Here is a 14,710-nt window from a genome sequence, read left to right as displayed (position 1 = left end):
ATGAAGCTGGCACCGCGCAATGCGCACATTGGATTAAGCGCCGCCGCGATGTTGGCGATGGCAGGCTGTTCGGCGATCCCGACGCCCGAAGCGCCGCCGCCCCCGGCGCCGCAGCCCGTCGCCGCGCCGCTCGCCCCGACGCCCGCGCCGCTCACCCCGGCAAAGCCGTGGGACGAGCGCGCCGTCGATGTCGGCGCGTGGCGCTATGATGCCGGAAGCCGGACGGCCGCCTTTGTCCCGACGGGAAGCGCATCGCCGCTCGTCAGCCTCGCCTGCGCCGGTGGCTCGATCCGTTTGGCGGCCGACGTCGGCGAGCCCGGTCAGGCGTCCGACGTCCACCTCCAGACCAGCGCGGGAACGGACCGCCTGCGTCTCGACAGCGGCGCGGTGAGCCTGTCAGCGCGCGATCCGCGCCTCGACCGCATCGCCTTCAGCCGCGGGCGGTTTGCAATCGAGGCCGACAACGGCCGCGCGCTGACGCTGCCCGTCCAGTCCGAAATCGGCCGCGTGATCGAGGATTGTAGGGGATAGAGCGCGCGTCGGCTTTGGGGTGGAAATTTGCCGCTAAATCCTCCCTGTGGCGAAGCCATGGGGAGGAGGACCGCTCGCGAAGCGAGGGGTGGAGGGGCCGCGACGTTGCGCCATTAGCCCCTCCGTCAGCCCTTCGGGCTGCCACCTCCCCATGCCTGCGGCACAGGGAGGATCTGATGTCCGCTTTCGGTCGTTTCCAGACATTCGTCATCCCGAACCGGGCCCGATGACCGATTGGACGCGCCCGCCCGTGCCCGAACGCGCAGTCCTGAAACGGGCTGAATCCTCCATCAAAAGAAAGGGCCGGAAGGAAGGCTGGCACCGCCGAATATTGTAGGAAAGCCCTATTTGAATGTGGCGGCGGTTACGGGGTGGATTCCTGCCTCGTCGTCCCCGCGACGGCCAGTTACGTTCGAAACCCGCCATATCGGAGGCCCGCAGGAGTCGGCGCTTAACCTCCCAGCCGTACCGAGCCGCCCTTGATCCAGCCCCAGCGGCACGGCCCCTGATATTCTCGCGCATTGGGCACCGTCTTGCCGACGCCGCACATATCGGGATCGGTGCCGGGGGCGGCAAAGACGATCCCGAACCATCGGTCGTCGTCGGTCGCCTCGCACACCGATACCCGCACGCCGCCCGCAAGCTTTGCCTTGACCGCGCGCGTTTCGTCCGGCGCCCAATAGACGTCGGTGCCGCCATCGACGACGCGCGAGATGCTCGAACAGGCGGGGAGGCTCGGCCCCTCGGTTCCGATCACCACCGCGCGCGTCGCGAGCGGCTCGCCGGAAACGACAGGTGCATTGTCGGCGGGCGGCGCGGGTTCGCTGCACGCAGCAAGTGCGAGGACAGAAAGGCTGGCGAGCAAGATGGCAAAGGCTTGTTTCATGGCACCGAATCTAGCCGCCGCAGCGTGCCCGCGCAACGCCCCTTGCCACAGCGCCAAGGGCCGCATTTTAGCTTGGGTTTTGCGCCCGCCGACCCTATATAATCGGCATGACAGACCCGCAGGAAAATGGCGCAAGCGAAGGCGCCGCAAAACAGCCCAATGCAAACGCCTATGGCGCCGAATCGATCAAGGTCCTGAAGGGCCTCGACGCGGTCCGCAAACGCCCCGGCATGTATATCGGCGACACCGACGACGGCTCGGGCCTCCACCATATGGTGTTCGAGGTCAGCGACAATGCGATCGACGAGGCGCTCGCGGGGCATTGCGATCTTGTGCTCATCACGCTGAACAGCGACGGTTCGGTCAGCGTCGAGGACAATGGGCGCGGGATTCCGACCGACATCCACCGCGAAGAGGGCGTGTCGGCCGCCGAGGTCATCATGACGCAGCTCCATGCGGGCGGAAAGTTCGAGAATACGAGCGACGACAATGCGTACAAGGTGTCGGGCGGCCTCCACGGCGTCGGCGTCAGCGTCGTCAACGCGCTTTCCGAATGGCTCGAGCTCACCGTCTGGCGCGACGGCCAGGAACATTGGATGCGCTTCGAGCACGGCGACGCCGTCGCGCCGCTCAAGGTCAACGGCCCTGCCCCGGCGGGAAAGAAGGGGACGCGCGTCACCTTTTTCGCGTCGACCGAGACGTTCAAGAATGTGACCGAGTTCGACTTCGACAAGCTCGAGCATCGTTACCGCGAACTCGCCTTCCTGAACTCCGGCGTCCGCATCAAGCTCGTCGACGCCCGCCATGCCGAACATGTCACGCACGACCTCTTTTACGAGGGTGGGATCGCGGCGTTCGTCAAATATCTCGACCGCAACAAGAATGCGCTGCTGCCCGATCCGATCGCAATCAGCAGCGAGCGCGACGGCATCGGCATCGACGTCGCGCTCGAGTGGAACGACAGCTATTATGAAAATGTGCTCTGTTTCACGAACAACATCCCGCAGCGCGACGGCGGAACGCATCTCGCCGCCTTTCGTGCCGCGCTGACGCGTACGATCAACAGCTATGGCGAAAAGTCGGGCATCCTCAAAAAAGAGAAAGTCAGCCTGACCGGCGAGGATATGCGCGAGGGGCTGACCGCGATCGTGTCGGTCAAGCTGCCCGATCCCAAATTTTCCTCGCAGACCAAGGACAAGCTCGTCAGCAGCGAGGTCCGCCAGCCGCTCGAAAGCCTGATGGCCGACCGGATGAGCGAATGGCTCGAGGAAAATCCCGCCTATGCCAAGGCAGTGATCCAGAAGGTGATCGACGCCGCCGCGGCGCGTGAGGCCGCGAAGAAGGCGCGCGAACTGACGCGTCGCAAGGGCGCGATGGACATCGCCTCGCTGCCCGGCAAACTCGCCGATTGCCAGGAACGCGATCCGTCGAAATGCGAGCTTTTCCTCGTCGAAGGTGACTCGGCAGGCGGCAGCGCCAAGCAGGGCCGCGATCGCAAGGTTCAGGCGATTCTGCCGCTCAAGGGCAAGATTTTGAACGTCGAGCGCGCGCGCTTCGACCGCATCATTTCGTCGAAGGAGGTCGGCACGCTGATCCAAGCGCTCGGCACGGGCATCCGCGACGAGTTCAACATCGAGAAGCTGCGCTATCACAAAATTGTGATCATGACCGACGCCGACGTCGACGGCGCGCATATCCGCACGCTGCTGCTCACCTTCTTCTATCGCCAGATGCCCGAAATCATCGAGAACGGTCATCTCTACATCGCGCAGCCGCCGCTCTACAAAGTGTCGAAGGGGCGCAGCGAAGTGTACCTCAAGGACGACGCCGCACTCGAAAACTATCTCGTCGATGCTGGGATCGACGCGCTGCTGCTCGAAAGCGCGGGCGGTGCGCGATCGGGCAACGATTTGCGTGGCCTGATCGAACACGGGCGACGGCTGCGCGCGCTGATGCGCTATGTTCCGCGCTCGATCGATCATGGACTGGTCGAGGCACTCGCGCTTACCGGCGCGCTCGACCCGTCGCTCGATGCCGCAGGGCGTCACAGCGCAGCCGAGACCGCGGCCTCGTGGCTCAACGCCGCCGAGCGCGCGCTGACTGGCGGCGCCGAGGCATTGTGGACCGTCACCGCGGTCGAGGGCGGCGGCTATACGCTCGAGCGGCGCTGGCGCGGCGTGAGCGACCATCATGCGGTCGACAATGCCTTCCTCGCGAGCCAGGAGGCGCGGCGGCTGCACAGCCTCGCCGCCGAACAGTCCGACACCTATGCGCGCCCCGCGCGGCTCGTGAAGGCGACCGCGGCGCAGATCGAGGCCGAGGCCGAAAGCGAGGCCGAAGACGGCGATCTGCCGACGACGAGCGCCAAGGTCACGCCGGTGACGCGCCCCTCCGAACTGCTCGAAGCGATTTTCGCGCATAGCCGCAAGGGACTGTCGATCAGCCGCTACAAGGGGCTGGGCGAGATGAATGCCGAACAGCTTTGGGAAACGACGCTCGACCCTGCCAACCGTTCGCTGCTGCGCGTCGAGGCCGAACAGGCCGACGTCGCGCACGAGATTTTCGAACGGCTGATGGGCGACGAGGTCGAACCGCGGCGCGATTTCATCCAGACCAACGCGCTGTCGGTCGCCAATCTGGACGTCTGAAGCCGCATCTGGCCGCGATTCGGCTTCGATTCGACGCGCATCCGATTGATTTTGTGTGCCGGGCCTGCTTTTGGCGCCTCCTCTGACAAGGGGATGACGTCATGCGGGCCGTTTCTGCCATGCTGCTTCCGCTTCTGCTCGCCGCTTCAGCGGGCGCGCAGGAAGTCGAAATCGCCGACAATCCGATTGCCGAGATCGTCCAGGAAACCGAAATCGACGGCGGGATGGCGAGCTATTACGGCAATGAGCTCGCCGGAAACCGCACCGCCAATGGCGAGCGATTCGATCCCTCGCAGCTCACCGCCGCGCATCGCACCCTGCCATTCGGCAGCATGGTACGCGTGACCAACATGTCGACCGGCGACAGCGTGGTCGTCCGCATCAACGATCGCGGCCCCTTTGCCCACGGCCGCGTGATCGACATCAGCCACGCCGCGGCGCGCGAAATCGGCATGCACCGCAGCGGCACCGCGCGCGTCGCGCTGGCGCTGATCGACGAAGACTGACGGGAAAGCCAGCACCCACGTCCCATCCCCTCACTACCTCCTGTCGCTAATCGAACACCGACCAGCCCGCCGCATAGGCAAAATGTTCGAGCGCGATCGCGCCGACGAGCGACGTTCCCGCATCGTTCAGCCCCGGCGACCAGACCGCGATCGACCCATGCCCCGGCGCGATGCACAAAATGCCGCCGCCGACCCCGCTCTTCCCCGGCAAGCCGACGCGAAAGGCGAACTCGCCAGAATTGTCGTAATGACCGCACAGCATCATGATCGCGTTGATGCGGCGCGCGCGATGCGCGTCGATCAACTGTTCGCCGCCAAGCGGATCGCGTCCCTCCATCGCAAGAAAGAGTCCCGCGCGCGCAAGCTGGCGGCAGCTCATCGCGATCGCGCATTGGCGGAAATAGACGCCGAGCACCGTTTCGACCGGATGCCGCAAAGTGCCGAACGCATCCATGAAATGCGTGAGGCTGCGGTTGCGCGCGCCCGTTTCGGATTCGGACGCAGCGACGTTAAGATCGACGTCGACCGCATGGTCGCACGCGCGGGCGCGGATGAAATCGAGGATTTCGGCGATAGTCGCATCACCGCTGCGTCCGTCGATAAGCCGGTCGGTCGTCGCGATGGCGCCCGCATTGATCAGCGGATTGCGCGGGATGCCCGCCTCGCTTTCGAGCTGAACGATCGAGTTGAACGCGCTGCCCGACGGCTCGCGCCCGACGCTGTCCCAAAGCGCGCTTCCGACGCGGCGGAGCGCGAGCGCAAGCGTGAAGACCTTTGACACCGACTGGATCGAAAAGGAGATGTCGGCGTCGCCGGCGGTGTGAACCGTCCCGTCGGGGAGCGCGAGCGCGAAACCGAAATGCTGCGGATCGACCCCCGCGAGCGCCGGGATATAGTCGGCGACCTTGCCCTCGCCGCGGTGCGGCAGCGCGATGTCATAGGCTTCGGCGACGCAGCGGGCGAGATCGGTCATCGACGACAACTAGCGCAGGATAGCGGCGGATTGAAGGCTTGCCGCCCTTCCCTCGACGCGCCACATCGGACCCATGTCGCTCCCCGCCCCCTTCAACAACTGGTTCGCCGCGCGCGGGTGGAGATTGCGGCGTCATCAGGCCGAGATGCTCGCGGCAGGTGCGCGCGGCGACCATGCGCTGCTCGTCGCCGCGACGGGTGCGGGGAAGACGCTAGCGGGCTTTCTGCCAAGCCTCGTCGAGCTGGCCGAAAGCCCGACCGACCGGCTGCACACGCTTTACGTATCGCCACTGAAGGCGCTCGCCGCCGACGTCGAGCGCAACCTGCTCGGCCCTATCGCCGAGATGGGACTCGGCATCAGCGTCGAGAGCCGCAGCGGCGACACGAGTTCGGACAAGAAGACACGCCAGCGCAGCCGGCCGCCCAATATCCTGCTGACGACGCCCGAATCGCTGTCGCTTTTGCTCTCCTATCCCGACAGCTTCACGATGTTCGCCGACCTCAAGACCGTCGTGATCGACGAGATTCACGCCTTTGCACCTGGCAAGCGCGGCGACCTATTGAGCCTGGCGCTGGCCCGGCTCCAGCAGATCGCGCCCGAGACGCGCCGGGTCGGGCTTTCGGCGACGATCGCCGATCCCCTCCAATATGCCGCCTGGCTCGCCCCCGATGCCGATGCGGGCGCGGTGACGCTGGTCGAGGGCGAGGCCGGGGCAGATCCCGACATCGAAATCCTCCTCCCCGAAGGCGCGGTGCCGTGGGCGGGCCATTCGGGACGATATGCGGTGCATCAGGTGATGGCCGAGGTCGCGAAGAATCGCACGACGATCATCTTCTGCAACACGCGCGGGCTCGCCGAACTGATCTTTCAGGAGCTTTGGAAGGTCAACGACGCCTCGCTGCCGATCGCGATCCACCACGGCAGCCTCGACCGCGAGGCGCGCCAGCGCGCCGAAGCCGCGATGGCCGAGGGGCGGCTGCGCGCGCTCGTCGCGACGTCGAGCCTCGATCTGGGGCTCGACTGGGGCGACGTCGATTGCGTGATCCAGATGGGGGCGCCCAAGGGCAGCTCACGGCTGCTCCAGCGCATCGGCCGCGCCAACCACCGGCTCGACGAGCCGAGCAAGGCGCTGATCGTTCCCGGCAACCGCTTCGAATATCTGGAAGCGCGCGCCGCACTCGATGCGGTCGAGGCGGGCGAGCGCGATGCCGACCGCTTTCGTCCCGGCGCGCTCGACGTGCTTGCCCAGCATGTCATGGCGCTCGCCTGCGCCGCGCCGTTCGACGAGGCCGCCCTGCTGGCGGAGGTGCGGAGCGCCGCGCCCTATCGCTGGTTGGGTGCGGACGTCTTTGCGCGATTGCTCGGCTTCGTGCGCGACGGGGGCTATGCGCTCAAAAGCTATGACCGCTTCCGTCGGCTTGCGCCCGATGGCGAGGGGCGGTGGCGCATCGCGCATCCGCGACTGGCGGCGCAGCACCGGCTCAACGCAGGGATTATTGTCGATGCGCCGACGCTCGATGTGCGCTTCAAAAGCGGTCGCCGTCTCGGCACTGTCGAGGAGTATTTCGCAAGCACGCTGACGGCAGGCGACACTTTCGCATTTGCAGGGCTCAGCCTGGAGGTTGAGGCGATCCGCGACACCGATCTGATCGTCCGCGCGACCACGCGCCCCGCGCGTATCCCCTCTTATGTCGGAGCGCGCATGGCGCTGACGACGCGGCTCGCCGACCGGGTACGCGCCTTTCTCGGCGAACCCGAAAGCTGGCAGCGTTTTCCGGACGATGTCCGTTTCTGGCTCGAGATGCAGGCACTGAGGTCGGCGCTGCCGCGTCCGGGCGAATTACTGGTCGAGACCTTCCCCCACGAAGGGAATCATTATCTGGTCGCCTATCCCTTCGAAGGATGGAATACGCACCAGTCGCTCGGCATGCTGATCAGCAAGCGGATGGAGCGCGCGGGGTTGCAGCCGCTCGGCTTCGTCGCGTCGGACTATGCGCTTGCCCTCTGGTCGCTGCGCCCCGTGGCCGATCCGGAAGCCCTGTTCGATTCGACGATTCTTGAACAGGAGTTCGTCGAATGGGTCGAAGGGTCGCATCTTTTGAAGCGCGCCTTCCGCGAGGTGGCGGTGATCGGCGGGCTGATCGAACGCCAGCACCCCGGCAAGCGCAAGACCGGAAAGCAGGTCACTTTTTCGACCGACCTCATCTTCGACGTGCTGCGAAAATATGAGCCCGACCATCTGCTGCTGGAGGCGGCATGGACCGACGCGCGCGAGCGGCTCACCGATGTCGCGCGGCTCGGCGACCTGCTCGACCGGGCGGCGGGGACCATGCTGCACAAGGCGCTGCCGCGCATCAGCCCGCTGGCGATCCCGGTGCTGGTGCTGATCGGGCGCGAAAATGTCGCCGCCGCCGACCTCGACGACATATTGCTCGGCGAACTGGCCGATGCGCTGGCGCAGCAGGCAATGGGCGCCGAATCGTCCTGATCGGCCGCCCCTTGCTGAGCCGGCAGAGGAGGCGTAGACTGTAGGGCGGAGAGAAACGATGCCAGCGACTACCCCGACGAGGCGTTTCAGCCTGTGGATGTTGTTCGCGGCCCCGGCACTGGTCGGCGCCACGCCTACGCCCCAGACCTCGACCCCGACGCCGACCGCGGCGCCACCGGCCCAGCAAGCACCGGACGAGGCCAGCACGACCGGAGAGGTCGTCCCCTTTGTCCAGCCGTTCGATCTCGACGCGACGCGGCGCATGTCGGTCAAGGTAATGATCGGCGACGAGGGGCCCTTCTCCTTTCTGGTCGATACCGGCGCGGAGCGGACGGTCATCGCGCGCGAACTCGCCGCCCGCCTCGACCTTGTCGAGGGCCAAAAACTTCGGATGGCGACGATCGGCAGCGGCGCGACCGTTCCCAGCTTCCGCGTTGCCGCGCTGCAGATGACCAATCTCCGGCTCGAGGAATTCGACGCCCCGGCCTTTTTCGGGCGGCATATCGGCGCCGCCGGCCTGATCGGCGTCGACATGCTCGAGGATCGGCGCCTGCTCATCGATTTTCGCAACGAAAGCATGAAAATTCTCGAAACGCACCGTCGCGCGCGCCCCGTCATCCGCGACCGCGACGCCATTGTCGTGACAGCGCGCAACTCGGCGGGTCGTCTGATCCTGTCCGACGCGCGTATCGGCGACCGCAGGATCGATGTCATCGTCGACACGGGTGCGCAGACGAGCGTGGGCAATATGGCGCTGATGAAGCTCGTCGCGTCGCGCCGCGAAAATCGCGTGCCCTTCTTTTCCGCCACATTGGGCGCCGTGACCGGTGAAGATGTTCCTGCCACCCGGACGGCCATCCGGCGCATCACGATCGGCGGCATCGACATCAACGATCTTCCGATTTCCTTTGCCGATGGGCAGGCCTTTCGCGTTCTTGGATTACACGAGCGGCCGGCGCTGCTTCTCGGTATGGACAGCCTGTCGCTGTTCGACCGCATCGAAATCGACTATCCGAACAAACGCGTCGTATTTGACATGCCCGATGCGGCCCAACGTCCGGCCGGATATCGTTTCGCGGCAAGCGACCTTCGTCCCGGCAGCTAGGCAGGCTTGCCGGACTTTTGCGCCATTGCCATAGCGGGGCGATGGAGTTTCAGCCCAGCCTGGATTTTGCGAACCAGTGTGTCCGGCCCTTGGCCGATCGCGCGCTATTCTGGCCGCGCCACGGCGCGCTGATCGTCGCCGACCTGCACCTCGAAAAGGCGAGCTGGTTCGCAGCCCAAGGGCAACCGCTCCCCCCCTATGACAGCCATGATACGCTCGACCGACTCGACCGGCTTGTCGACGCGACCGGCGCGCGCGCGATCTGGTGCCTGGGCGACAGTTTTCATGACCGGCTGTCGGCGGACCGGATGGCGCCCGCCGCGGCCGAGCGGTTGGCGAGCCTTTCGAGCAGGGTCGAACTCCTCTGGATAGCCGGCAACCACGATGGATTGTCGGCGGGCGCGTGGGGCGGTGCGGTCGCCGCCGAGATCGAGGTCGATGGCATCGTCTTTCGTCACCAATGCAAGCCCGCCGATCGTCGCCCCCAAGTCTCGGGCCATTTCCATCCGAAGTTGCGTGTCAACCTTCGCGGTCGCCCCGTGGTTCGCCCCTGCTTCGCCCGCGACGAGCGCACAATGATTCTGCCCGCTTTCGGTAGTCTGACCGGCGGCCTCGATGTCGGCGACGATGCTATCGCCGCCAATTTCGACGGCACCTACCACGCAATGGTCGTAGCGGGCGAAAAATTGCTGTCAGTTGCTTATGGTAGAGCCATTTTCGATGACGCTACGTCAAGCGGGCACGGGGCCTGAATGCACGCGAAAGTGCGGCTTTGGCGCCTGTGACACAAAAGCATCACTCGCCGAAAACATGACGTGAATCGGGCGCATCGTCTGGAACAGGGCGGCATTTCCGGTATGTTTCAGGGCCAATAAAAACAACGAAATGTTGAGAGGAGTGCCCAAAATGAAATCATCGACCCTTTGTGCTGCCCGTCTCCTGCGCTCGAGTGCGCTCGGCGTATCGCTGGCTGTCGTGACTGTCGCCATGCCAGCGCAGGCGCAGGACAGCGCGCCGCAGAACGATTTCGACGACGCGCCGATCGTCGTCACGGCGCAAGGCCGTTCGCAGCTGCTGTCGGACGTTCCCGTTGCCATCTCGGCCGTGAACGCCGAAACGCTGCAGAACAGCGGCGCGAACGATATTCGCCAGCTCAACCAGGTGGCGCCGTCGCTGCTCGTGTCGTCGACCGGCTCGGAAGCAAATGGTTCGGCGCGTATCCGCGGTATCGGCACGGTCGGCGACAACCCCGGACTTGAAAGCTCGGTCCCGGTTTTCATTGACGGCGTCTATCGCTCGCGTTCGGGCATCGGCCTCAACGAACTTGGCGAAATCGACCGCGTCGAAGTGCAACGCGGCCCGCAGGGAACGCTCGGCGGGCGTAACTCGTCGGCGGGTCTCATCAGCATCTATTCGAAAAAGCCCGATTTCCAGTTCGGCGCGACGGGCGAGATCACTTATGGCAATTACGACTATTGGCGCCTCGGCGGCAGCGTCACCGGCCCGATCAGCGACACGCTCGCCGCGCGCCTCGACGGCATCTGGGTCAAGCGCGACGGCTTTTATCGCGACACGACGAACAACACCGACGTCAACGACCGTGACCGCTATTTCCTGCGTGGGCAGCTGCTGTTCGAACCGACCGACGCGCTGTCGATCCGGTTGATCGCCGACTATACGTTCCGCGACGAGAAATGCTGCGGCGCCATCTATGTCGACAACAGCGTCAACCCCTATATCGGCAACCTCAACAATCCGTCGACGCCGCTCGCGCCGCTTCAGCCGGACGGCAACAACATCATCAACGTGCTGCGTGACCTCGGCCAGCCGCTCAGCGCGTTCAACCAGGGCTATGATCGGACATTGTCGGTCAGCCCCGGCCGGAGCTACGCTGGCGAGACCAAGGATTATGGCTTCTCGGGCCAGATCGACTATGATCTCGGCGGCGCGACGTTGACGTCGATCACCGCCTATCGCGAATATCGGTCGAGCCAGGCGTCGGACACCGACTATGGCGCGGTCGATATTCTCTATCGTGCCCCAAGTGACGATGCCTATCGCCAGTTCCACACCTTCACGCAGGAATTGCGCCTGCAGGGCGAGGCGTTCGACGGCAAGCTCGACTGGCTCGTCGGCGGATTCTACGCCAATGAAAAGCTGCGCGTGCGCGACAATCTGCGCTTCGGCACCCAATATGGCCGGTTCGCGAACTGCCGCATCATCACCGGCGGCGGGCTCGCAGGGCTGTATTCGCCGAATAGCCCGCTTTGCGTGGCGCCCGGCGTTGGTCCCGCAACAATCGCTGGCGCATCCGGCGCCTCGGGTCCCGACATCGTCGCGGCCTTTACCGCGCTCGACGGGCTCAACGACCTGGGAAGCATCAACGATCGCTACAGCCAGAATGGAGAGAATTGGGCGCTCTTCACGCACAATATCTTCCACATCACCGATAAACTCGATTTCACCTTCGGCCTGCGGTACACGAACGACAAGAAGGACTTCGGGGCGACATTCTCGAACGACAACACCGTCTGCACCACCGTGCAGGGTCTGGTGCTCGACGATCTGGCGAGCCCCAACGCCACGGCCCGCGCGCTTGCCGGCGCGCTCATCGGTCTGAGCTGCCAGGGCAATTCGACCGCCGAGCTCAACGGCGTATCGATCAGCGACAGCCGCAGCGAGGATGAATTCACCGGCACCGCGATCCTGTCGTACAAGCCGGTCGACGATCTGTTGCTCTATGCCAGCTATTCACGCGGCTACAAGGCAGGCGGTTTCAACCTCGACCGCTCGGCGCTCAAATCGCCGATCTTTCCGTTCGCGGCGACGCCGGGCGGGGCGCAGAGCCTTGTCGGGGCGCTGCAGTTCGACCCCGAATTGGTCAACAGCTATGAACTCGGCGCGAAATATTCGACCGGCCCGTTCAGCCTCGGCGTCTCGCTGTTCCGCTCGGACTTCAAGAACTTCCAGCTGAATACGTTCAACGGCACGGTCTTCCTCGTCCAGAATATCAACGGCTGCACCACCGATCTGGGCGGTGCCGACCGCGATACGAGCGCGGCGACCGGCGCCTGTGCGCAGGACGATGTGAGCTGGGGCGTGCGGGCCGAGGGCGTCGAGATCGAGGCTTCGCTCGTTCCGGCGCGTAACTTCCGCGTCGCGGCAGGCCTTACCTATGCGGACACCAGCTATCGCAACAATCTGGTCGGCAACCGCTTCGGCGCGCCGCTCGACCCGGCGCTGCGCAAGCTGCCCGGCGACAATCTGTCGAACGCGCCCGAACTGGTCGCGACCGGCAGCGTCACCTGGACGCCCGAACTCGGCAGCGGCGGACTTACGGGCCTCGTCTATATCGATGGTCGCATGACCAGCGATTACAACACCGGCTCCGACCTCTTCCCGCAGAAGGAGCAGGACGGCTATGCGCTGTTCAACGCACGCATCGGCGTTCGCGGCCCCGACGAGAAATGGGGCATCGAACTGTGGGCGCAGAATATCTTCAACAAGCAATATTCGCAGGTCGCGTTCAACTCGCCCTTCCAGGCGGGGACGACGTCGGCGCCCTTCACCGACCCGCAATATCCGGGCGGCCGCCAGATTTTCTCGCAGTTCCTTGCCGAACCGCGGACCTATGGCGTGACGGGGCGCTTCCGCTTCTGATCCAAGGGCACAGCATATCGGGGGCCGCTCTTTCCAGGGGGAAGAGCGGCCCTTTTTTGTAGCCGCGGGCGTGCCGCGCCGACTAGGAATGGTCCATGTTCGCAATCGAATCCCTGCTCGTGAAAATCGCCCTGATCGGCGTCATCGGTATCGGCGCGCAGTGGATCGCGTGGCGTACCGGCCGCCCGGCGATCGCGCTGATGCTGATCGCCGGCATCGTCGCCGGTCCCATCCTCGGCCTGCTCGACCCCGAGCGCGATTTTGGCGAGCTGCGCGAGCCGATCATCAAGCTGGCCGTCGCGATCATCCTGTTCGAGGGCGGGCTCAGCCTCAAGTTCCGCGAGCTTCGGCAGGCCGGGCTGGCGGTCGCGATGCTCGTCTTCGTCGGGGTTCCGGTCGGCTGGGCGCTCGGCACCGCTGCCGCCTATTATGGCGCCGGGCTTCCTTTCGAGCTCGCTGCGCTGCTCGGCGGCGTGATGATCGTGACGGGGCCGACGGTCATCATTCCAATGCTGCGGTCGCTCAATATCGCGCCGCGCGTCAAGAATATGCTGAAATGGGAAGCGATCGTGAACGACCCGATCGGGGCTCTGCTCGCGGTCGGCATCTACGCTTATATCATCCACGGCGGCGCAGAGGCGAACAGCGTCGGCATCGTGATCGACGTCGTCGCGGCGAGCGTGCTCGCGATCATCATCGGCGGCGCGGCGGGCTTTGCGCTCACCTGGGCGTTTCCGCGCGGCTGGGTGCCCGAGTTCCTGAAGGCCCCGGTGCTCCTCACCACGGTGGTCGCAACCTTTGTCCTGTCCGACCTGATCCTGCATGAAACGGGGCTGATTACTGTCACCGTGATGGGCGTCGTCATGGCGAACCGAGAGACATATTCAACGCATGTGCTCCAGCGCTTCAAGGAGGACCTCACCGTCATCCTCGTCTCGGGCGTGTTCATCATCTTGTCCGCCACGCTCGACTGGGAAGTGGTGCGCAATTTCGAGTTGCGCTTCGTCGTCTTCCTCCTCCTGCTGCTCTTTGTCGTCCGTCCGCTGACCATCATGGTCGCACTGCTGTTCACGCGTATCCCGTTCAAGGAGCGGCTGTTCGTCGCCTGGATTGCACCGCGCGGCATTGTCGCGGTGGCAGTGACCGGCCTCTTTGCCCTGCGTCTCTCCGACTATGGGATCGCGGGGGCCGAGGCGCTGGTTCCGCTGAGCTTTGCGGTCGTCATCGCCACGATTTTTGCGCATGGCTTTACCGCCGCGCGCTTTGCCCAGTGGCTCGGGCTCGACCGCGGCAAGGGTGATGGCGTGTTGCTCGTCGGCGCGAACAGCTGGACGATCGCCTTTGCCGAATTCGTCAAGGCGCAGGATCGCAAGGTGCTTGTCGCCGACCCCAGCATTCTTGCGCTGCGCCGCGCTCGACGGGCGGACCTTCCGGTCTATCATGGCGACATATTGGACGAAGCCCATGACGACAGCCTCGACATGGGTGACTATCAGCAGCTGATCGCCGCGACCGACAATGACAGTTACAATGCGCTTGTATGCAGCGAGCTCGCGGCCGAGATCGGGCACGACCGGGTCAGCCGGATGGTCGGGGAATCGCGCGCTGCAAGCCAGCGGCGCGGGCGCATCTTCACCCTGGCAGGCACGCCGATCGAGGAACAGCTTGATCGTTTGCAGGCAGGCTGGACGTTCGGGCGGACAAAGATCACCGAGAAATACAGCTATTCCGATTTCGTCGAGCGGATGAAGGCGACGGGCGGCGACAGCCTTGCCGTGGAGCGCGCGTCGGGCGAGTTGCGGATCTTTTCGACGCAGTATCGCCCGACAGTCGAAGCAGGCGATACCGTCTGGACCTTCGTTCCGCCCGACGTTCCCAAAGCGCGCAAATCGTCGGACGACGGCGCATAATCC

Annotated in this window: 10 protein-coding genes; 8 read left to right on the top strand and 2 right to left on the bottom strand. The window is 64.9% G+C overall.

Annotated features, from left to right (window positions below):
• The gene (locus H7692_RS10000) at positions 1-531 is read left to right on the top strand and encodes a hypothetical protein (protein WP_201928409.1); all 531 of its coding nucleotides are present in this window, start codon (positions 1-3) and stop codon (positions 529-531) included.
• Between the two features lie 451 nt (positions 532-982).
• Here the strand turns inward: H7692_RS10000 and H7692_RS09995 are convergent, their stop codons facing one another.
• Complete coding sequence (locus H7692_RS09995) at positions 983-1,417, bottom strand: hypothetical protein (RefSeq protein ID WP_201928410.1); 435 nt, start codon at positions 1,415-1,417, stop codon at positions 983-985.
• A 107-nt stretch (positions 1,418-1,524) separates the two neighbouring features.
• Here H7692_RS09995 and gyrB point away from each other — a divergent pair, with 107 nt between their 5' ends.
• Together gyrB and H7692_RS09985 are read left to right on the top strand one after the other, a co-directional pair.
• Entirely contained in the window at positions 1,525-4,065 is a 2,541-nt protein-coding gene (gyrB, locus tag H7692_RS09990; RefSeq protein ID WP_201928411.1) for a DNA topoisomerase (ATP-hydrolyzing) subunit B, read from the top strand.
• 101 nt (positions 4,066-4,166) lie between these two features.
• Complete coding sequence (locus H7692_RS09985; protein WP_201928412.1) at positions 4,167-4,571, top strand: septal ring lytic transglycosylase RlpA family protein; 405 nt, start codon at positions 4,167-4,169, stop codon at positions 4,569-4,571.
• 46 nt (positions 4,572-4,617) lie between these two features.
• Here H7692_RS09985 and H7692_RS09980 read toward each other — a convergent pair whose 3' ends face one another.
• Complete coding sequence (locus H7692_RS09980) at positions 4,618-5,544, bottom strand: glutaminase (RefSeq protein ID WP_222136734.1); 927 nt, start codon at positions 5,542-5,544, stop codon at positions 4,618-4,620.
• Between the two features lie 73 nt (positions 5,545-5,617).
• Between H7692_RS09980 and H7692_RS09975 the strand changes: the two genes are divergently transcribed.
• From H7692_RS09975 to H7692_RS09955, 5 genes are all read left to right on the top strand, one after another.
• Positions 5,618-8,032, top strand: a complete 2,415-nt coding sequence (locus H7692_RS09975) for a ligase-associated DNA damage response DEXH box helicase (RefSeq protein WP_222136732.1) — start codon at positions 5,618-5,620, stop codon at positions 8,030-8,032.
• Positions 8,033-8,090: 58 nt separating this feature from the next.
• On the top strand, positions 8,091-9,137 hold the full coding sequence (locus H7692_RS09970) for a retroviral-like aspartic protease family protein (RefSeq protein ID WP_201928415.1): 1,047 nt from the start codon (positions 8,091-8,093) through the stop codon (positions 9,135-9,137).
• Positions 9,138-9,178: 41 nt separating this feature from the next.
• Positions 9,179-9,889: a ligase-associated DNA damage response endonuclease PdeM gene (gene pdeM / locus H7692_RS09965; RefSeq protein WP_201928416.1), complete on the top strand. Its 711-nt coding sequence runs from the start codon at positions 9,179-9,181 to the stop codon at positions 9,887-9,889.
• A gap of 154 nt (positions 9,890-10,043) precedes the next feature.
• On the top strand, positions 10,044-12,797 hold the full coding sequence (locus H7692_RS09960) for a TonB-dependent receptor (RefSeq protein WP_201928417.1): 2,754 nt from the start codon (positions 10,044-10,046) through the stop codon (positions 12,795-12,797).
• A gap of 95 nt (positions 12,798-12,892) precedes the next feature.
• Complete coding sequence (locus tag H7692_RS09955; protein WP_201928418.1) at positions 12,893-14,707, top strand: cation:proton antiporter; 1,815 nt, start codon at positions 12,893-12,895, stop codon at positions 14,705-14,707.
• Positions 14,708-14,710: the final 3 nt, after the last annotated feature.

The organism is Sphingopyxis sp. P8 (assembly GCF_020622175.1).
Lineage (GTDB): Bacteria > Pseudomonadota > Alphaproteobacteria > Sphingomonadales > Sphingomonadaceae > Sphingopyxis > Sphingopyxis jiangsuensis.
This window is presented reverse-complemented; position numbering and strand designations above follow the sequence as displayed.

Coding starts and splice junctions, on each gene's coding strand:
- H7692_RS09955 (WP_201928418.1), top strand. CDS start 12,893: ATGTTCGCAATCGAATCCCTGCTCGTGAAAATCGCCCTGATCGGCGTC.
- H7692_RS10000 (WP_201928409.1), top strand. CDS start 1: ATGAAGCTGGCACCGCGCAATGCGCACATTGGATTAAGCGCCGCCGCG.
- H7692_RS09970 (WP_201928415.1), top strand. CDS start 8,091: ATGCCAGCGACTACCCCGACGAGGCGTTTCAGCCTGTGGATGTTGTTC.
- H7692_RS09960 (WP_201928417.1), top strand. CDS start 10,044: ATGAAATCATCGACCCTTTGTGCTGCCCGTCTCCTGCGCTCGAGTGCG.
- pdeM (WP_201928416.1), top strand. CDS start 9,179: ATGGAGTTTCAGCCCAGCCTGGATTTTGCGAACCAGTGTGTCCGGCCC.
- H7692_RS09980 (WP_222136734.1), bottom strand. CDS start 5,544: ATGACCGATCTCGCCCGCTGCGTCGCCGAAGCCTATGACATCGCGCTG.
- H7692_RS09985 (WP_201928412.1), top strand. CDS start 4,167: ATGCGGGCCGTTTCTGCCATGCTGCTTCCGCTTCTGCTCGCCGCTTCA.
- H7692_RS09995 (WP_201928410.1), bottom strand. CDS start 1,417: ATGAAACAAGCCTTTGCCATCTTGCTCGCCAGCCTTTCTGTCCTCGCA.
- H7692_RS09975 (WP_222136732.1), top strand. CDS start 5,618: ATGTCGCTCCCCGCCCCCTTCAACAACTGGTTCGCCGCGCGCGGGTGG.
- gyrB (WP_201928411.1), top strand. CDS start 1,525: ATGACAGACCCGCAGGAAAATGGCGCAAGCGAAGGCGCCGCAAAACAG.